15 protein-coding genes are annotated in these 18,636 nt (G+C 59.2%); 7 read left to right on the top strand and 8 right to left on the bottom strand.

Annotated elements, in window-relative coordinates; all coding sequences use genetic code 11:
- Positions 1-13: 13 nt before the first annotated feature.
- The 5 genes from ACFIO0_RS13395 to ACFIO0_RS13375 all read right to left on the bottom strand — a co-directional run bounded on the left by ACFIO0_RS13395 (position 14) and on the right by ACFIO0_RS13375 (position 6,135).
- On the bottom strand, positions 14-1,363 hold the full coding sequence (locus tag ACFIO0_RS13395; protein WP_390910898.1) for a tetratricopeptide repeat protein: 1,350 nt from the start codon (positions 1,361-1,363) through the stop codon (positions 14-16).
- Positions 1,364-1,547: 184 nt separating this feature from the next.
- Positions 1,548-2,762 carry a CoA transferase gene (locus ACFIO0_RS13390; protein WP_390910897.1) on the bottom strand — a complete coding sequence of 405 codons (1,215 nt, stop codon included), beginning with the start codon at positions 2,760-2,762 and terminating at the stop codon, positions 1,548-1,550.
- Positions 2,746-4,362 carry a thiamine pyrophosphate-binding protein gene (locus ACFIO0_RS13385; protein WP_390910896.1) on the bottom strand — a complete coding sequence of 539 codons (1,617 nt, stop codon included), beginning with the start codon at positions 4,360-4,362 and terminating at the stop codon, positions 2,746-2,748. The genes ACFIO0_RS13390 and ACFIO0_RS13385 overlap by 17 nt, the downstream gene beginning before the upstream one ends.
- Positions 4,363-4,569: 207 nt before the next feature.
- Positions 4,570-5,136, bottom strand: coding sequence for a GcrA family cell cycle regulator (locus ACFIO0_RS13380; RefSeq protein WP_390910895.1), 567 nt, complete (start codon positions 5,134-5,136; stop codon positions 4,570-4,572).
- 102 nt (positions 5,137-5,238) lie between these two features.
- Positions 5,239-6,135 (bottom strand): EamA family transporter, encoded by an 897-nt coding sequence (locus ACFIO0_RS13375; protein ID WP_390910894.1) that lies wholly within the window; start codon positions 6,133-6,135, stop codon positions 5,239-5,241.
- A 282-nt stretch (positions 6,136-6,417) separates the two neighbouring features.
- Between ACFIO0_RS13375 and ACFIO0_RS13370 the strand changes: the two genes are divergently transcribed.
- From ACFIO0_RS13370 to ACFIO0_RS13360, 3 genes are read left to right on the top strand one after another with little or no spacing between them, the layout of a single operon-like run.
- Positions 6,418-7,593 carry an acetylornithine transaminase gene (locus ACFIO0_RS13370; protein WP_390910893.1) on the top strand — a complete coding sequence of 392 codons (1,176 nt, stop codon included), beginning with the start codon at positions 6,418-6,420 and terminating at the stop codon, positions 7,591-7,593.
- Positions 7,594-7,634: 41 nt separating this feature from the next.
- Positions 7,635-8,561: an ornithine carbamoyltransferase gene (argF, locus tag ACFIO0_RS13365; RefSeq protein ID WP_390910892.1), complete on the top strand. Its 927-nt coding sequence runs from the start codon at positions 7,635-7,637 to the stop codon at positions 8,559-8,561.
- Between the two features lie 2 nt (positions 8,562-8,563).
- Entirely contained in the window at positions 8,564-9,178 is a 615-nt protein-coding gene (locus tag ACFIO0_RS13360) for a DsbA family protein (protein ID WP_390910891.1), read from the top strand.
- Between the two features lie 471 nt (positions 9,179-9,649).
- On the opposite strand, the gene ACFIO0_RS13355 is transcribed toward ACFIO0_RS13360, so the two are convergent.
- The gene (locus ACFIO0_RS13355; protein WP_390910890.1) at positions 9,650-10,444 is read right to left on the bottom strand and encodes a pyrroline-5-carboxylate reductase dimerization domain-containing protein; all 795 of its coding nucleotides are present in this window, start codon (positions 10,442-10,444) and stop codon (positions 9,650-9,652) included.
- Between the two features lie 123 nt (positions 10,445-10,567).
- Here ACFIO0_RS13355 and ACFIO0_RS13350 point away from each other — a divergent pair, with 123 nt between their 5' ends.
- From ACFIO0_RS13350 to gndA, 3 genes are all read left to right on the top strand, one after another.
- Positions 10,568-11,563 (top strand): sterol desaturase family protein, encoded by a 996-nt coding sequence (locus ACFIO0_RS13350; protein ID WP_390910889.1) that lies wholly within the window; start codon positions 10,568-10,570, stop codon positions 11,561-11,563.
- Positions 11,560-12,543, top strand: coding sequence for a 2-dehydropantoate 2-reductase (locus ACFIO0_RS13345; RefSeq protein ID WP_390910888.1), 984 nt, complete (start codon positions 11,560-11,562; stop codon positions 12,541-12,543). Before ACFIO0_RS13350 ends, ACFIO0_RS13345 begins: the two co-directional genes overlap by 4 nt.
- A 66-nt stretch (positions 12,544-12,609) precedes the next feature.
- The gene (gndA, locus tag ACFIO0_RS13340; RefSeq protein WP_390910887.1) at positions 12,610-14,013 is read left to right on the top strand and encodes an NADP-dependent phosphogluconate dehydrogenase; all 1,404 of its coding nucleotides are present in this window, start codon (positions 12,610-12,612) and stop codon (positions 14,011-14,013) included.
- Position 14,014: 1 nt separating this feature from the next.
- Here the strand turns inward: gndA and hrpB are convergent, their stop codons facing one another.
- Positions 14,015-16,444, bottom strand: a complete 2,430-nt coding sequence (gene hrpB / locus ACFIO0_RS13335) for an ATP-dependent helicase HrpB (protein WP_390910886.1) — start codon at positions 16,442-16,444, stop codon at positions 14,015-14,017.
- 106 nt (positions 16,445-16,550) lie between these two features.
- Here hrpB and meaB point away from each other — a divergent pair, with 106 nt between their 5' ends.
- Positions 16,551-17,522, top strand: coding sequence for a methylmalonyl Co-A mutase-associated GTPase MeaB (gene meaB, locus ACFIO0_RS13330; protein WP_390915340.1), 972 nt, complete (start codon positions 16,551-16,553; stop codon positions 17,520-17,522).
- A 2-nt stretch (positions 17,523-17,524) separates the two neighbouring features.
- Here the strand turns inward: meaB and ACFIO0_RS13325 are convergent, their stop codons facing one another.
- Positions 17,525-18,625, bottom strand: coding sequence for a DUF2855 family protein (locus tag ACFIO0_RS13325; RefSeq protein ID WP_390910885.1), 1,101 nt, complete (start codon positions 18,623-18,625; stop codon positions 17,525-17,527).
- Positions 18,626-18,636 lie beyond the last annotated feature (11 nt).

The following is an 18,636-nucleotide window of genomic DNA, read 5'->3' as shown; positions in this document are numbered from 1 at the left end:
AAGCATTTCGCGCTTATTGCGCCGGAATTCGACGGGCTTGTGCAAGGCTTTCAAAGCGCGTGGCGGTGAAACGATCCTTGTGGCCGGCGCGTTGGGACATGCGTTCAGACAAGATGACCTCGGTTTGGTCAATCCGTCCGGCGCGCAGGCCTGCATCGATGGTCATGCGTTCAAAAACGTCGCGTTGCGCGTGGCTGCCGCCGATCGTTTGCATGGCGGGACGGGCCGTAGACAGATCGATGAACGCATCGTTGTAACGTCCTTCGGAAAAGGCGTTCAGACCACTAAGCGCTGCAAGGCCAGGGTCATTCACACGCCCTGCCATTTCGCCGGATTGACGGGCATCATGGGCAAATCGGGCGGTCATTGCCACTTTTGCATCACCGCGTTCAGCACCGGCCAGCGCCAGCATGTAGTGCAAGTCAGCAAAGACCAAGCACCCATCATCCGTGCGGTTTTCAGAGAAATCAGCCAGTTCAGCCCAGCGATTGCCGACGTCCATACCTTCGAGTTCAAGGCGCATCAGCAAAGATGTGGCGTTGGCGATGTCACGGTAGTCGTCGGTTTTGTCTTCACGGATTTGGCTGTCGTAGAGGGACAAGGCCAATTCCAGTTCGCCGCGATCCATGTGCAGCAACGCTTTGTGCCACCAGACGTGGTAGCGAAAGTTGTTGCAATGAGTCCAGGCGCCGGTGTTTTGCTCGATCAGATTGATGCCCGCATCAGGGTTGGCTGTCATGTCGTAAACGTGCGCGACAGCGTGCAGGCCCCATGCGTCGTCGGGGGCATAACGCAGGCCTTGCAAACCAGTGCGCTCAGCGGCGGCGTATTCGCCAGTTTCCTCAAGCGTAAAGGCGTGGCAGCCCAAAATATAACCACGGCAGGCGTGATCGCTGTCATGCGCGCCCAACAGGCGTTCGGCTGATCTGCGCATGCCTACGCCGTCACCCAGAATGAACCGGATCGCTTGGCTGACCTTGGCGCTTAGTGTGTCACGTGGGTTTTCGATTAGCACACGTTCCATCGCGTCAATGGCCCCCGTGGGGCTGCCCGCAAGCCATGCATCCAGCGCCTGAAGCCATCCGTTTTCACGCGTATTTGTCGAGGCGTTTGCCGCTGCTGTTTTGGCCGTTGCTGCTGCATCAACCGCGACGCTCCACAATTCTTTGCGTCCCATCATCAAGGAAAACAAACCGCGTGCCGCATGACCCATGGCGAAATTCGGGTTGGCCGCCAGCAATGCGCCCAGATGAACAGGGGTCTTGGTGCCGTGCGATAGAAATCCGTGCACAACGCCGTTCCAGTCTTGCAGTTGGGCTTGGTCGGTCAGGCTAACAGGGCTGTCACAGATATCGTGCATCATCGGGGGCACCTCTTGGAAAATGGGTTGTGTTGCTATTGGTTTAGCCGATGTGAGGGTTCGAAACACGATCTACAGGGGCTTCACACGCAACCGTGAAAAGCCCGCCTCGTTTCGTGAGCGAAAGGCGAAATTTCCGAAACAATTGGAGGAAATCAGCCGGTTACCGCCTATTTTACGGGGAAAATTAACTGTCTTTTGACACAGGTGAGGTGCGCAGTGTTTCAAGCACGGCGTCGGTGTCCTGACCAAAACGCGGTGGTGCGCTGCGGTATTGCACGGGTGTGCGCGAAAGCTTGAGCGGATTCGCCAAAAGCTGGACCGCGCCGTCCTGTACACCGTCAGTTGGCACGCTGATCACGGTGCCGCGCGCCTCGGCCTGATCGGACTGCAAAGCTTCTGGTACGGTTTGGATCGGACCAACGGGCACTTTCACACCTTGCAGTTTTGCAAGGACGTCGGCCTTGGCAAAACCACGCAGGGTGTCGCGAATTTGCGGGATCAGAACGTCGCGATGTTCGATGCGCAGCGTGTTGGTCTGAAACCGGGCATCACTGCCCAAATCGCTACGCCCAATCACGTCACAAAAGCGGGCAAACTGCGGATCATTGCCAACGGCGATCAGGACATGACCGTCCGATGTTTCGAACGCGTCATAAGGCACGATGTTAGGGTGTGCATTGCCGCGTCGTTTCGGGGCCTCGCCCGAGGTCAGGAAATTGGTGCCCTCATTGATCAGCCACGCCATTTGCGCATCCACCAAGGACAGATCGATGTGTTGCCCTTCGCCGGTTTTGTCGCGGTGGCGCAGGGCTGTCAGAATGCCGATGGTCGCGTACATGCCGCACATCACGTCGGCAATTCCGACGCCAACTTTGGTCGGTGGCCCCTTGGGATCACCGGTCAGCGACATGACCCCGCCGTAGCCTTGGGCCATCAGATCATAGCCGGGCTGGTCGCGGTTCGGTCCGAATTGCCCAAAACCCGAGATCGAGCAATAGACAACGCCGGGATGTTTTTTCAGCATCGTCGCGTGATCCAGCCCGTATTTGACAAGGCCGTCCGGTTTGTAATTTTCGATGATAATATCGGCGCGGGCAGCCAGTTGCAGAACGATATCCTGACCTTCAGGCGTCGAAATATCCACTGCGATGGATTGTTTGTTGCGGTTGGCGGCCATGAAATAGGCACTTAGGTCGGACGGTGTTCCGTCCTCGTTGCGGGCAAAATTCGGGCCCCATCCGCGCGTGTCATCACCACCGGATTTCGGGTTTTCGACCTTGATAATCGTTGCGCCAAAATCACCCAGAAGTTGTGTTGCGGTGGGCCCTGCCAGAATGCGGCTAAGATCCAAAACGAACAGATCACCAAGGGCGGTCGGCGTCTCAGATGCGGCCATCATACGCCCCTTTTTCGATTACGGCTGCGATCACTGTGAATGTTTCGCTGGCTTGCGCGGCCTCTAGTGCGCTGACCAATTCGGCACGGCTGCGCACGGTATGTCCAGCCCCGCCAAACGCACGCCCGATGGCCGCATAGTCGTGTTCTGCAAATTCAACGCCGTGTTGCGGCAGTTGGCGCCCACGCTGTTTCAGCTCGATCAGCGCCAGTGAGGCATCCACAAACACGACAAAAATCGTGCTTAGGTTCAGCTCTTTCGCGGTTGCCAGTTCACCGGCGACCATCAAAAATCCCGCGTCGCCGGAAAAGCTGACGACGGTGCGGTCCGGTTCAATGAATTGCGCGCCCATAGCCAGTGGCAAGGCACAGCCCATTGTGCAAAGGGCGCTCGATTGCATCAACGCGCGAGGCTCGTAACACTCCCACATCTGGCTTAGCAAAATGCGGTGTGCGCCGCTGTCAGCAGTGGCCAAAGTATTGCGGGGCAGGGTGGTGCGGCACACATCGACGACGGCGGCGGGCCCCCATGCGTCGTCCTTTGGAAACGCTTGGGCAAGGCTGGTCTTTGCGGTTGCGATGTCTCGGTTGGGCCATGTCGCGTTGGGTGTTGCAGCGCTGTGTAACGCGGCCAAGGTAGCAGGGGTTGAGCCGATGATATTCAGCGTCCCTTGATGCATGTAGTGATGGTTTGCCTCAGCTGTGATGTCGATGACATTGACCTTGCGTGGATCCCAAACATTACGCCAACCGGGGCGCATTTCAATCGGATCGTAACCGGCACAAATGATCAGATCGGCGGACTGCACCAAAGGCAGCAAATGCGTGTCAGCCAAGGGGGACAGGCCCGCGCCACCTAGGGCGAGCGGGTGGTCTTCGGGCACAATGCCTTTGGCTTTGTAGGTGGTGATCAACGGGATGTTGAAGGCGTCGATCATGGCCGCAATTTCGCGGCTAGCCCCTTCGTTCATCGCATCCACACCGGCAATCATGACGGGTCGTTTTGCACAACTCAGCCAGCTGGCTGCCTGCGCCATCACGTCACCAGCCGGAACCATGGCCGATGCCGTGGCGCGCGTGGCCGGAGCCGTCGGTGCAACCTGTTCCAGCGCAACAGTGATCGGGACATCAATGTGCACAGGGCCGGGGCGGCCTTCCATTGCGATCGAAACAGCTTTGTCTGCGATGACGTGGGCGGCACCTGCGTTCAGCGCAAATGTGGCTTTTGTGATCGGGGCAAAGACGGCGCGTTGGTCAAGTACCTGGTGCGTGTAGGTCTGCGCCTCGTCCTCATCGACTGCCCCTGCCAAAACGATCAAGGGCACCCGATCTTGCATGGCGTTGGCCACAGCATTGACGCCGTTCAAAGCACCCGGACCAACAGTTGCGATCAACAGGCCGGGCGCGCCTGTGCGGTGCCAAGCGCCTTCGGCCATGAAGGCGGCGGCGTTTTCGTGCTTTGCCAAGATAAATTGGATGCCTGCGGCCTCAAGGGCGTCAACGAGGGTTAGAACTTCGCCGCCGGGCATTCCGAACGCGACACGGCAGCCAGCGGCGTACAGGCGGCGGGCAAGGGCATCAGCGGCGCGGATAGTGGTTGTCATTGGCAAAGCTCCGATCAGATCAGTTCTGACGTGCCATGCCCAGTGGGTCGAGTTCAAGTGACACTTGTGTGGGATATGTTTCAACGGGTGGTGGTGCGGGACACCCGCACCTTACGAAGATGCGGCCACTCTAGCGGAAAAGGCGCACCTTGGTGCGCCTTACTCATCGTTTATGCGGGTAAGGTGTGCGTGTCGCACACCATGCGTTCAACGGCGACGATCGCGGCGAGCGCTCATCGGTTGGAACGCGACACCGACGTGGGCCTCGCAGTAGGGCTTGCCTTGTTGAACGGTCAAACCGCAGAACCAGAAATCTTCGGTTGCCGGATCACCGACGGGCCATTTACAGGTCCGTTCGGTCAATTCCATCAAGGTCAGCCGCTTGGCTTTCTTCTCGATCTCGTTGACCTTGGCCAAGGCCTCTGGGCTGATCTCGTTCGCGGAGGGCTGCGGTGGCAAAGGTTGCCCTGCCGGAATGATCTGTTTGCGCGCAGGCAAGTTCGGCTTGGGCGCGTTTGGATCAACCGGTTTGACCGCCGGTTCGGTGCGCATCACCGGCTTAGGCTTGGCCTCTGCCTTTGGGGCTGCCTTTGGCTTGGCTTCGGCTTTGGCTGCACCTGCACTGCCAGCCCGATTGGACAGACCCAAACGGTGCACTTTGCCGATCACGGCATTGCGGGTCACGCCGCCCAATTCTTTTGCGATCTGGCTGGCCGATTGGCCCTCGCCCCACATCTTTTTAAGCACTTCAACGCGGTCGTCAGTCCAGGACATGCGGTTTCCCTAGCTAAAAAGCGACCCATCATCCGAGGCGCTTTGAGGTGTAATTCAGCGTTTCATTCTAATGGTTCTGACGCCAGTGACAAGCAAGATACGTCATCGAGGTTCACGAGAACTTGCATGGCGGGCCTCGCGCACCGCCAATAGCACCGCCCCACCAACGATAATTGAGGCCCCGATACACGTGATCAGGTCGGGAAAGGCCTTGTAAAACAACGCATCATAGAGGGCGGCAAAAATCAGCGTGGCGTAGCTGAAGGGCGCGACAAAGCTTGCATCTGCGCGCGCCATTCCGTTCACAAAACAGGCTTGTGCGCAGGCCATCGCGGCCCCGAGGGCCGCCAGCAACGCCCATTGCTCAGGCGATGGCATCTGCCAGAATGGCAGCACCGCCAGCGTTGAAATGCCCATGCCGACCAGATTGTTGATGATCAGCAACTGAAACGGGCTCTCGCGATTGGCGAGCTTTTTGATGAAAATCACCTCGAATCCGAACGCCAATGCGGCCCCAACCGCCAGCAACGCCGCGGGCTGAAAGGTGGCTGGTGTCGGACGCAGCAAAACCATCGCGCCGATGATTGCGATGCCAGCTGCCAGCCACCGGATCGGCCCCACCCGTTCCCCCAACAACGGGATCGCCAGCATCATCGCAAACACCGGGTTCACAAACGTGATTGCTGTGGCATCCGCCAGCGGAATATACGCAACAGCGGCGAACATCAGGCTGACACCAACCCAGCCCGAACTGGTGCGCGTCAGATGCAGCCCCCAGTGGATTTTACCAAACGTCGGGCGCAGGACTGCTGCGGCCAAGCTTAGCGCCATAAACGCAAAAATGAACCGCCCCTGGCTGATTTGCAGCGGGTGCAGGGTGTCGCCGAATTGATCGCTACCAAGTGCTTTGGCGATCAGGGTTGTGAGGGCGATGAACGCGCCCGCCACGGTGATGAACGCAGCCGCGAGGGCCGGATTTTGAGGACGTGGTTGAAACATGGCACAGCTATCTGCCCAAGGGGACAGGGATGCAAGCGCCTCCAACTCGACCGTCCAAATTCCCTCTGGTCAAAGCGAATTCCCTGCGCTACGAATGTCTCATGTTCAAACAACGCATCATATCCTTGATCCGACGACGCCGTATTCCGGCCTAAGTCCCTCGTTTTGAACGCCGCACCTTTGGTGCACCCCAAACTTTCCAAACTGTTGACCTGCTCGCGCCTCTGTTGCACACATCGTGCTTCTTATTCTCGCGGCCACATTTCCCAAAGGATGATCCAGATGATCGCTTCCGTTTTGCCTACCTATTCCCGCGCTCCGATGACGTTTGTCAAAGGCTCAGGCTCTTGGCTGATTGAGGAAGATGGCCGACGTTTTCTGGATCTGGGGGCCGGCATTGCCGTGAACGCATTGGGTCACGCGCACCCGGCGTTGGTGCAGGCGATCACGGATCAGGCGCAAACGCTGTGGCACACATCGAACCTGTACCACATTCCGCAGCAGCAGATGCTGGCCGACAAACTGGTGGACGCGACCTTTGCTGACACTGTGTTTTTCACCAACTCAGGCACCGAAGCTTGCGAACTGGCCGTTAAAATGGCGCGCAAATATTGGTACGAAAAGGGTCACCCCGAAAAGGTTGATATCATCACGTTCGATGGGTCCTTCCACGGGCGTTCTGCCGCGGGGATCGCCGCTGCAGGGTCTGAGAAAATGACCAAAGGTTTTGGTCCGTTGTTGGGTGGTTTCACGCATCTGACGTTCGGCGATCACGATGCGCTGACGGCGGCAATCACTGAAAACACGGCAGCGATTTTGGTGGAACCTGTGCAAGGCGAAGGCGGCATTCGCCCGCTGCCTGATCAATGCCTGAAAGGCCTGCGGGATTTGTGCGACGCACACGACATTCTGCTGGTGCTGGACGAGGTCCAATGCGGCGTTGGCCGGACGGGCAAGTTGTTTGCCCACGAATGGGCGGGCATCGAACCTGACATCATGATGGTCGCCAAAGGCATCGGCGGCGGATTCCCCCTAGGCGCGGTTTTGGCCACCGAAGACGCGGCATCCGGCATGACCACAGGCACGCACGGGTCGACCTATGGCGGCAACCCGCTGGGCTGCGCGGTCGGCTGCGCGGTGATGGACACGATCAACACACCTGAATTCCTGGGCGAAGTGAACCGCAAGGCAGGCTTGCTGCGTCAACGGCTCGAAGGGTTGATCGCTGCGCATCCGGATGTGTTCGAATGCGTGCGCGGGTCGGGCCTGATGCTGGGTCTGAAATGCAAAGCCAGCAACATCGACATCGTCAACGCAGGCTACGCCGCCGAGGTGATCACAGTGCCCGCAGCAGACAACGTGATCCGTCTGTTGCCGCCCCTGACCATCACGGACGATGAAATCAACGAGGCTGTCTTTCGCCTTGATGCCGCCGCAACAGCCATCGCGGTCACATAATTTTCCGGGGCCAGCAGGCTCACCCTATTCAGAGATACCACATGAACCACTTTTTAGACGTCCACAAAACCGACAGCGCTGCATTGAACAGCATCCTTGATCAGGCGCACGCGATGAAGACAGCCCGTGCGGGGCGACCACGCGCAGCACTGGATGATGATCTGCCGCTGGACGGGCACATGGTTGCACTGATTTTCGAAAAACCGTCGACCCGCACACGTGTCAGTTTTGACGTCGGTGTGCGCCAGATGGGCGGGCAATCGATGGTGCTATCGGGGGCCGACATGCAGTTGGGGCATGGTGAAACCATCGCTGACACGGCCCGGGTTATGTCGCGTTATGTCGACCTGATCATGATCCGGACCTTTGATGAATCCGTGCTGCTTGAGATGGCGGAATTTGCCGATGTGCCGGTGATCAACGGGCTGACCGATCGCACGCACCCCTGCCAGATCATGGCGGATGTGATGACCTATCAGGAACATCGCGGATCGATCAAAGGTAAGAAAGTCGTTTGGTGCGGGGATGGCAACAATGTCTGTGCATCGCTGTTGCATGCGGCCGCGCAGTTCCAGTTTGACCTGACATTTACCGGTCCTGCGCAGCTTGATCCCGAGGATGAATTCGTTGGGTTGGCGCGGCGTGCAGGGTCCACGATCCAGATCGAACGGGACGCAGAAACCGCCGTGCAAGGGGCTGATCTGGTGGTCGCGGACACGTGGGTGTCGATGCACGACAGCCAGTCGACCAAGGAACGCCGCCATAATCTGCTGCGCCCGTATCAGGTCAACGACGCACTGATGGCACATGCCAAACCCGACGCGCTTTTCATGCATTGCCTGCCCGCGCACCGCGAAGAGGAAGTCACCAGTTCGGTCATGGACGGCCCTGCGTCAGTCATCTTTGACGAGGCGGAAAACCGACTGCACGCGCAAAAAGCGATCATGCGTCATTGCTTGGGGAAATAGGCATGGGGCAGAAAAAGATTGAGTATTTTTATTCAGGACATTCTGCATTTGCCTATCTGGGCGCGCGCAAATTGTCCGAAATTGCGACTGCCCACGGCTGCAAAATTCACCACCGCCCGATGGATTTTTGGCCGGTGGTGAACACTGCCAATCCGCATCATTCGGGGGCGCGGTCGGCTGCGCACACCGCCTATTTCTTTGGGCGTGAAATTGCGCGATGGGGCGAATGGCGTGATCTGCCAATCATGGCGGGCAGGCCGACGCATCACGACAATCCGCTGCACATTGCTGGCGGTTTGATCATTGCCGCGCAAAATGCGGGCACGGATGCGGATGCTTTGTCGTTCGCCATTTTGCAATCGCACTGGGCAGATGACAGCGATGTTGCAGATCATGCGACCTTGCACCGGATCGCCACAACGCAGGGTTTTGACGCTGATGTTTTGCTAGAGGCAGCAGTTTCGGACGCGGTTCAGGCCGAATACGCGGCCAATACCGCAGAGGCGATTGAGCGGGATGTTTTCGGCTCGCCCACGTATTTTGTGCAGGGCGACATGTTTTACGGTCAAGACCGGCTTGAGATGCTCGAGCGGGCGTTAACGCGGCCGTTTGCCTAAGCTGCAACAGTCGCTGAACACGCGTCCTAGCGTGCACGGCTTGCGGGTGCCAAGACGCACTTCGACCTCGACGGCTTTTATAACAGGATATCCATAGACTTCGAGCGCTGTCAGAAACGGGCGATGATCGGCGTAGGGCTGAAAAAAACATGTTCATGGGGATCGCCGTAAACCAACAACGCGGGTTTTTCGTATTCGTTGCTAAGCTGCCCTGGTTTGACGCAAAATGCGCGGTGATGAACCCGGCGCCGTTCATCAACAGGCGTGCGTTTTCACGATAGCATTTGTCGGCTTGATTGATCAGCGCAACAGGGTTTAGTCCTAGCGAGCGCCCGGCGTGTACAATACCGGTGCTGCAAAGCAGTTCAAAACCGTACGTCAGGCTGGGATGGGCGCGTCACCCAAAAGGAAAAACTGGCGAGCACCAACCACACCAGAAAAACCCCGCTGCATTTCATCATGGCTGAAATCCTAGCCCATCGACCGTGCTTTTGCCACGGCGGCGTCTAGACCGTCGGAAATGGATCTCGCGATGGGCGAGGCCTGCATCGACGCCAATCCGGCTGCTGTTGTGCCTGCGTAATCGATCATGCCAGCGACGTGTTCTGCCGGTGTTGGTCCGTCTTTGGCAAGCATCGTACCGCCCGCCAAAAATAGCTGCCGGATGGCGCGATCCGCCACGTCGGGGGAAATGCCAGCATCGGTTGCATAATCGACCATGCACTGGGCAAAATAGGCGACAAAACCGGGGACAGGGCCGGTCATGGCGGTGAAATGATCGATGTGAGCCTCGTCGAAAATCTCGTCTGTGGTGCCGCATGCGCCCAGCAAATGGGTGACCCACGCGCGGTCGTTGTCGGTGATTGTTGCACTTGCGATCCACGGCGAATACGCGAGGCCTTGGGCGGCGGCAGGGCTGCTCATGGCCCGCACCACGCGGAGCGATCCGGTGATTTCACTGATCGTAGCAAGGCTGGCACCGGCCATCACGGACAGGATCAGCTTGTCAGGCGCGTCGATTTTGATGGTGTCCAAAGCGGCGGGTGGCACGCACAGGATGATCACATCGCAGTTGTCCGCCAGCGCTTGGTTGTCGGTGGTTATGTTCACCGATTTGCGCCCGATCGGGGCGGCCTTACCAGACCGGCTCGACATCCAGAAATGTTCTGCTGAAATGGCATTGCGTCGCACGATGGCGGTCGAAATCGCATGCCCCAACATGCCGGACCCGCCGATGATGCCGACGGTTTCATATGCTTTGATCATGTGGTGTCCTTGGGGTTGGTTTAACCTAAAGTCACGGTTTTCGCGCTGCCCTGTCAAGCATCGCCTCTTGTCAAGGACGCACGCCTTGGGCATCGTCACAAGATCGACAGACGGGAGAGCATTATGCCGGAGCAACCACAGGACCCCAAGCTGGCGGGTTGGGCACATTTACCCGAAGTGCCGATCCGCGTCAGTCCGTTTTTCAGTTGGCCGCCTGAACCTACGCGCATGGTCAGCTGGCTTGCTGCACGGTGGCTACGCATTGCCGAAAATACGGTTATTGTCGTGATTGCGTTGGTCGTTTGGATGTTGACGCAACCCGCGTTGGTGCAGATGGAAACACTGCAATTGAGCTGGATCGCGCAACTCTGGCTGCGCAATCTGGTGTTGATGGTGCTGGTTGCGGGGGGCTTGCACTGGTTTTTCTACATCGCGCGCGGGCAGGCGGCGCGGCTGAAATTTGATCCCCGCGATCTAGCGCGCACAGGCAAGCAGTTCAATTTTGGCGGCCAAGTGCGCGACAACATGTTTTGGACGCTGACCAGTGGTGTCGGGTTTTGGACCGCCTACGAGGTGCTGCTGTTTCACGCGATGGCGAACGGCTATGCGCCGGTTTTGACGTGGTCTGATAGCCCGGTTTGGTTCTGCGCGCTGTTCGTGCTGACGCCGGTTATTATCTCGTTGCATTTCTACTGGATCCATCGCGCTTTGCATTGGGGTCCGCTGTACAAGCTGGCCCATGCGCTGCACCACAAGAACGTCAATGTTGGTCCTTGGTCAGGGCTATCGATGCATCCGATTGAACACATTGCGTTCTTTTCGTCGGTCTTGATCCATTTCATTCTGCCAGCACATCCGTTGCACATTCTGTTCCACATGCAACACCAAGCGTTAACGGCGGCGACCTCGCACACGGGGTTCGAGGCGTTGTTGGTCAAAGATCGCAAGTCACTGTCGCTGGGCACGTTTCACCACCAAATGCACCACCGCTATTTTGAGGTGAATTATGGCAATCTTGAAATGCCGTGGGACAAGTGGTTCGGGACGTTTCACAATGGAACAGCAGAGTCGCACAGCGCGATGAAAGACCGTCGCCAAATGCGGGGAAAATCAGAATGAGCCTAAAGATCACAGTTGCTGGCGCGGGCAGCATTGGCTGCTACGTGGGCGGCGTTTTGGCGCTGGCGGGTCACGATGTGCGGTTTTTGGCGCGGGCACGGGTTGTGGCGGGCCTGTCGAAAATGGGCGCGCTAAAGCTTTCGGATTACAACGGGTTGAACGCCTCAGTGGCGACGCCTGATTTTTCTGAGGACCCGTCGGTTTTGGGCACTGCGGATGTGATCCTAGTGACGGTGAAATCCTCAGCCACGGCTGAAATAGCCGCCCTGATTAGGAGCCACGCAAAACCGGATGCGTTGATCATTTCACTGCAAAACGGCGTGGGGAATGTCGGCGTGTTACGTGCTGGATTGCCCGATCACGATGTGCGCGCCGCGATGGTGCCGTTCAACGTCGTGCCGGTGGGCGAGGCGGCGTATCACCGCGCAACTTCGGGTGAGATCGAGGTGCAAGCTGGATCGTTGCCCGCCCTCGACACTGCGCACATCGCGTGGCGCAGCGTCGACAATATCGAGGCCGTGCAATGGGGCAAGCTGCTGATCAATCTGGGCAATGCCTTGAACGCTCTGTCCGATCTGCCGCTGCTTGAGATGTTGAACCAGTGGGCATGGCGCAAATTGATGGCGGACCAGATGGCCGAAGCGCTGGGCATCTTAAAAGCCAACGGGATCGTGCCTGCGAAAACCACGGCCGCCCCACCCAAGGCGCTGCCGTTTATCCTGCGCCTGCCAACGCCGATCTTTCGCCGTGTCGCTGCGCAAATGCTGACGATTGACCCCAAGGCGCGGTCCTCAATGTGGGATGATCTGACCCAGCGCCGTCAAACCGAAGTCGAGGCGTTGCAGGGTGTGATCATCGGTCTGGCCGCCAAATCAGGCCAAAGCGCACCGTTGAACACCCGTATCCGCGCGCTGATCCATGACGCCGAAGCCGCTGGCAATGGTCCGCCCGGCTTGGCCCCGACTGACATCGAAGTCTGAGATGCCCCACCTTGTACCCGCCGTCTTTGCGTGTACGTTGAGCAAAACTTCGCAAAGGACCAAAACATGGCGGCAGACATCGGCGTATACGGGCTAGGAACTATGGGCAGCGCGCTTGCGTTGAACCTTGCGGACAAAGGGTTTCAGGTGGCGGTAACCAACCGCGAGGCAGACTGGATCGACGGGTTCATGCAGGACGCAGGTGACTTGACACCCAAGTTAAGCGGGCACGCCGATCTTGCTGAATTCGTCAATGCGATCAAAGCGCCACGCACGATCCTGTTCATGATCCCGTCGGGCAAACCGATGGACATGATGATCGAGGCGATCTCGCCTTTGTTGTCGGACGGCGACACGATCATCGACGGCGGCAACGCTGATTTCAACGAAACGCGCCGCCGCTCTGCCGCAATGAAAGGCACGGGGTTGCACTACGTTGGCATGGGCGTGTCGGGGGGGGCGGATGGCGCGCGCTTTGGCCCGTCGATGATGGTTGGCGGCACGCAACATTCGTGGGCGCAACTGAAACCGATGGCCGAAGCGATTGCGGCTAAATTCGAAGGCGCGCCTTGCGTCGATCACCTTGGCCCCGACGGCGCCGGGCATTTCGTCAAGACGGTTCACAATGGCATCGAATACGCCGACATGCAGATGATCGCCGAAATTTACGGTCTGATGCGGGACCAAGGCGGGCAGGACGCGGGCGCGATTGGCGACGTGTTTGAAGGCTGGTCAAAGGGCGTGCTTGGTTCGTACCTGATCGAGATTTCGGCGGCTGCCCTCAAATCCGTCGACGACAAAACCGGCAAGCCTATGGTGGACGTGATCCTCGATAAAGCAGGGCAAAAAGGCACGGGCCGGTGGACCTTGGTCGAGGCATTAAAGCTGGGCCAATCCGCCAACACAATCGAGGCGGCAGTTGGCGCGCGTGGCTGGTCGTCGGAAAAAGACACACGCATGGCGGCGGATCAATTGTTGGATCGCAGCGCGCAAACCACCGACATGCCAAGCGTCGACGACATGGAAAACGCGATGCTGGCGGGGCGCATTTTGGGGCACGCGCAGGGCTTTCGGATTTTGTCGTCAGCATCTGACGAATTCGAATGGTCGCTAGACATGGCCCGCATCGCCGAAATCTGGCGTGCAGGTTGCATCATCCGGTCCGCTTTGCTGGATGATTTCGCAGCTGCGTTTCGTGCTGAATTACCGCACGGTCACTTGATCCTTGCGCCTGACATGCGCGCGCGTTTGGCAACCGCTTTGCCGGGGCTGCGCCGTGTCGTGGCGGCGGGCGTGTTGCTGGGCCAACCGATGCCCGCCTTGGCCGCAGCGCTGGCGTGGCACGACACGATGGCGCTGGGTCGCGGGACGGCAAACATGATCCAGGCGCAGCGCGATTTCTTTGGTGCGCACGGGTTCGAACGTCTGGACGAAGACGGCAAACATCACGGAACGTGGAACGACGTCTAGTCTACTTTCGCGGCTTGGCACGTAGCGTCGGATCAGCTTGCGTTGGGTCCTCGGGCCACGGATGACGCGGGTATTTTGCGCGCATGTCTTTGCGTACATCCGCGTAGCTGCCGGCCCAAAATCCGGGCAAATCAGTGGTCACTTGCACAGGGCGCTGGGCGGGTGACAGCAGCGTCATTTGCAACGGTTGGCCTGCAACGGTGGGATGGCGCGTTACCCCGAACACCTCTTGTAGACGCAGCGCGATTTGCGGCTGGGCACCGGAATAATCAATCGGTACGGACCGGCCCAGCGGCGTCTCGAACTTACCGGGGGCTGAGGCATCCAGCGCTTGGGTTTGGTCCCAATTCAGCCGCAGTCGCAGGGCAGGTGTGATGTCAAACCCCTTCCAATCGCCAGAGGTGCGCACGCCGTTCAGATGCGGCAAAAGCCAGTCTTGCAGCGTGTCCATCAACGTCTCGTCACCAAAATCGGGAAAGGTTGCATCCTGCGCGGACATCAACGCACAACGCGCGATGAACCGTTTGGCCGCCGCTGTTGGGCTCAGCCCGATCTGGCGCACACCGTCCAGCATCGCGCTGGCAATTGCGTCGGCTGGTGCATTGCCCCACGGCTGATCCTCTAGCACCAACGCGCCAAAACGTTGTTGGCGACGGGCCAACACACGTCCTTCGCGACGCGACCACAAGCAGACGTCGTGCCATGCGATCTGGTCTGCGAACAAATCGTGCAATTCGGTGTCGTTTAGGGGGGCTGCTTTGCGAATGCGCGCCTCGCGCGGGTCGCCGTCAAGGTCGGTGGCCACAATCAAGCGGTGCCCGCCCATTGGATCCTCCAGCGGCATGATCGCGCCTTTGCCGCCTGACAAAACGTAGCGCGGCGCGTCGCCTTTGCGGCGCAAACCGACGCGGTCGGGGTAGGCAAGTGCGGCTTGCGCACCCAACGACAGGCGGCCCGCGCGTTCTGGCGCGCGTTTGTCTAGTCGTTTGGTTTCTTGCTTGATCCGTTCCACTGTAGCGCGGTTTAGCGCAGTGCCAAAGCGAGCAGGTTCCTTGATCGCTTGCATGGTGCGGGCCAGATCAACCGACTGCCCGCGCACCGGATCACGTTCGGCCAAGACCGCAGCGACCTGCGCGGCGTCACGTCCCGCCCGTTCCAGCATGTGCGCCAAACGGGGGTGCAGCGGGTAGGCGGCCAAGGCCCGTCCGTGGGTTGTAATGCGCCCCGCGCCGTCCAATGCCTCGAGCATCTGTAGGACAGATCGGGCCTCAGCCAGTCGCCCCTCGTGCGGCGGCGTGACAAAGGACAAATCGTCAGGGCCAGAGCCCCACAGCGCCAATTCCAATGCAAAGGCGGTCAAATCACCGACGTCAATTTCGGCAGGCGGGTAAGCGGCCAGCGCGCCGTCTTCGCCTTTGGTCCAGACCTTGTAGCAATCGCCCGGCTGCATACGTCCTGCGCGACCTGCGCGTTGTGTGGCTTCGGCTTTTGTGACCCGTTCGGTGATCAGGCGCGACATGCCGCTGGCGGGGTCAAACCGCGCGCGTCGGGACCGGCCACCGTCGATCACCACCTTGATGTCGGGGATGGTCAGCGAGGTTTCGGCGATGGACGTGGCCAGCACGATTTTGCGGCCGGTTTTGGCGGGTGAAATAGCGTCACGCTGAGCGCTAAAATCCATCGCGCCAAACAGCGGGGCGACGGTGCAATCGGCAGGGACGCGCGCATCCAGCAACCCTTGGACCCGCCGAATTTCGCCTTCGCCGGGCAGAAAGACCAAGGCGCTGCCCGTGGTTTCTTGCAATGCGCGCAGGGTGGTGTCGGTGACGGCCTGTTCCAGCCGCGTGGATTTGTCGATGGGGCGCGCAAGCCAATGCGGCGTCACGTCAAACGAGCGGCCCTGCGAGGTCGCAATCGGGGCGTCCATCACCTGCGCAATCGGCTCTGCATCCAGTGTCGCAGACATCGCGACCAACAACAGATCATCGCGCAGCGCACCCGCAACCTCGAGGCACAGGGCAAGGCCAAGATCAGCGTTCAGGCTGCGTTCGTGGAATTCATCAAAGATCACAGCGCCGATGCCCGGCAGGTCCGGCGCGTGCTGCAACATGCGGGTCAGGATGCCTTCGGTCACGACCTCGATCCGCGTGTCTTTACCCACTTTCGACACACCGCGCACACGGTAGCCGACGGTTTGCCCAACTGGTTCGCCCAAGGTCTGCGCCATCCGTTCCGCCGCCGCACGCGCCGCCAATCTGCGCGGTTCCAGCATCAAAATGCGTTGGTCCGTCAGGTTTGCGTCCAACATCGCCAGTGGCACGCGCGTGGTTTTACCGGCCCCGGGTGGCGCTTGCAGCACAAGGCGACCGTGGGTGCGCAGCGCGTCGATCACCTGTGGCATGACGGCGTCAATAGGAAGGGTTTGGCTCATGCCTTGTCTTATCTGTCAAAGCGTCGCAGAGGCCAAGCCCAACCACACACTAGACATTTTAGGCGCGCTACAAGACAACCAATGCAAACGGCAAAAGGTGATCACGATGGACTTGGACGATCTTGCATCCCGTCTGATGACAGGCGAACGGCGGGCTTTGGCGCGGGCGATCACGCTGGTGGAAAGCACGCGCGCGGATCATCGTGCGCAGACGGCGGCGCTGCTGGGCAAGCTGCCCAAAGACCGCCAAGCGTTGCGGATCGGTCTGTCTGGCACGCCAGGCGTGGGCAAATCGACGTTCATCGAAAGCTTTGGAATGATGCTGACGGCGCAGGGGTTGCGCGTCGCAGTGCTGGCGGTTGATCCATCGTCGGCGCGCTCGGGTGGTTCGATCTTGGGCGACAAAACCCGCATGGATCGGCTCAGCCGTGATCCCAACGCGTTCATCCGTCCGTCGCCCAGCCAGACGCATTTGGGCGGCGTGGCGCGCCGCACCCGCGAGGCAGTGGCCCTGTGCGAAGGTGCAGGATTTGACGTTGTGCTGATCGAAACCGTGGGCGTCGGGCAGTCCGAAACGGTTGTCGCGCAGATGGCGGATTTGTTTTTGCTGCTGCTGGCCCCTGCGGGCGGGGATGAATTGCAGGGCGTCAAACGTGGGATCATGGAAATGGCCGACGTGATCCTTGTGAACAAGGCAGACGGCGATCTGAAACACGCGGCGATGCGCACCTGCGCGGATTATTCCGGTGCCTTGCGGCTGATGCGCAAACGACCCCAAGACCCTGATGGGTTTCCAATGGCAACAACGGTTTCAGCCTTGGAAGAAGACGGTTTGCAGGCCGCGTGGGAGACACTGCAAGAGCTGAACACCTGGCGTGTCGAGAACGGGTTTTTCGACACAACGCGGGCCACGCAGGCGCAATACTGGTTTGAACAAGACGTGCGTGCGGCGTTGTTGGCACAACTGGATCAACCGCAAATGCGCACTACGATGCAAGCCTTGGGCGATCAGGTAGCGACGGGGGAATTAGACCCCGCTGTGGCCGCGACGCAGATGTTGGCCGCGCTGCGCGATTGACGTCAGGTGTGCATCGACAGGATGTGCCCTTTGGCCGGATCAATGCGCCCAGCGAGCATTTCGAGGTAGGATGCGGTGACCGCCTCTGGCCCCGCTGTTTCGCTGATCTGAACCCATTTTGCGGCGTCTTGATAGAATGCAGCCGATGCTTCGCCCACACGTTTCTGGAAATCCTGCGGGCCCCAGTCTTTGATCCGCTCTTGGGCGTAGGTAGGGGCGAAAAAGAACGCAGGTTTTGGCCCGCCTTTTAGCCCGTCGACAAAATTTGACGTTGATTGCCAGTGGGTCAGCCCAACGCGGCAGCTGCTGGTCAGATTGTCGTCGAAATGCGCGTGGATGCGGCGCAATAATTCCGCGTCACCAGCCATGTCCACAAACGCGGTTTTGGTTTGGGGCAGCGTTTCAAGATCGGCGTAAGTCAGCACAGAATCGTAGCAGCCCAGATTTTGCGTGAACGACACGTTACCGGGGCTGGTCAGGCCAACAATCGTCAGCCCCTCGGGCTTGTTGCGCGCCATCAAAAACGCCATTCCGAGCGCGGTTTTGCTAGAGGCGCTGGACAGCACAAGTGTGTTCGCCCCAAAGCAGTTTTCGCGCCGGTGCCAATCGTCCAGCAAGAACGAGGTGGTAAACAACGGGCGAAACAGACTGATCAGACCCTCGCGGTCAGGCGCGTAGGCGGGGTCGTGACTGGTAAAGCTGTATTGGTTGTAAATCGCCGACATTTCTTGGCGGTGCGGCGTCACATCCATCATCGAAAACGCGTTGACTTGGCCCGGCTGGATCAACAGATGCGTGGACATCGGCAAGTAGCCATAGACGCGGGTGCCCTTGATGACTTGGGGGTGGGCCGAGGCGATGACTTGGGCGTAGCCCCACACCGGTACGCGGCCAAAACCGTCCTGTTCGCTGGGGAAAAAGTTCCAGTACCCCATGGCGTCGGGCGCAACCGCGTAGGTGATATTGTTGGCTGTCAGCGCAAAACGGTCGATGCGCAACAGGCAAGTTCCCTCGGCCAATGTGCCTGAAAACGCCGTCTCGACGACTTGCGTTTGCGTCAAATCCGAACGGTTCACGATAAGGTCAAAACCTGTTGTCGACATTGGTGGAGCTC

This window comes from Pseudosulfitobacter sp. SM2401 (genome assembly GCF_042932805.1).
Lineage (GTDB): Bacteria > Pseudomonadota > Alphaproteobacteria > Rhodobacterales > Rhodobacteraceae > Ascidiaceihabitans.
This window is presented reverse-complemented; position numbering and strand designations above follow the sequence as displayed.

Coding starts and splice junctions, on each gene's coding strand:
- ACFIO0_RS13325 (WP_390910885.1), bottom strand. CDS start 18,625: ATGTCGACAACAGGTTTTGACCTTATCGTGAACCGTTCGGATTTGACG.
- ACFIO0_RS13350 (WP_390910889.1), top strand. CDS start 10,568: ATGCCGGAGCAACCACAGGACCCCAAGCTGGCGGGTTGGGCACATTTA.
- ACFIO0_RS13385 (WP_390910896.1), bottom strand. CDS start 4,362: ATGACAACCACTATCCGCGCCGCTGATGCCCTTGCCCGCCGCCTGTAC.
- ACFIO0_RS13395 (WP_390910898.1), bottom strand. CDS start 1,363: ATGATGCACGATATCTGTGACAGCCCTGTTAGCCTGACCGACCAAGCC.
- ACFIO0_RS13390 (WP_390910897.1), bottom strand. CDS start 2,762: ATGATGGCCGCATCTGAGACGCCGACCGCCCTTGGTGATCTGTTCGTT.
- gndA (WP_390910887.1), top strand. CDS start 12,610: ATGGCGGCAGACATCGGCGTATACGGGCTAGGAACTATGGGCAGCGCG.
- meaB (WP_390915340.1), top strand. CDS start 16,551: ATGGACTTGGACGATCTTGCATCCCGTCTGATGACAGGCGAACGGCGG.
- argF (WP_390910892.1), top strand. CDS start 7,635: ATGAACCACTTTTTAGACGTCCACAAAACCGACAGCGCTGCATTGAAC.
- ACFIO0_RS13370 (WP_390910893.1), top strand. CDS start 6,418: ATGATCGCTTCCGTTTTGCCTACCTATTCCCGCGCTCCGATGACGTTT.
- ACFIO0_RS13375 (WP_390910894.1), bottom strand. CDS start 6,135: ATGTTTCAACCACGTCCTCAAAATCCGGCCCTCGCGGCTGCGTTCATC.
- ACFIO0_RS13355 (WP_390910890.1), bottom strand. CDS start 10,444: ATGATCAAAGCATATGAAACCGTCGGCATCATCGGCGGGTCCGGCATG.
- hrpB (WP_390910886.1), bottom strand. CDS start 16,444: ATGAGCCAAACCCTTCCTATTGACGCCGTCATGCCACAGGTGATCGAC.
- ACFIO0_RS13380 (WP_390910895.1), bottom strand. CDS start 5,136: ATGTCCTGGACTGACGACCGCGTTGAAGTGCTTAAAAAGATGTGGGGC.
- ACFIO0_RS13345 (WP_390910888.1), top strand. CDS start 11,560: ATGAGCCTAAAGATCACAGTTGCTGGCGCGGGCAGCATTGGCTGCTAC.
- ACFIO0_RS13360 (WP_390910891.1), top strand. CDS start 8,564: ATGGGGCAGAAAAAGATTGAGTATTTTTATTCAGGACATTCTGCATTT.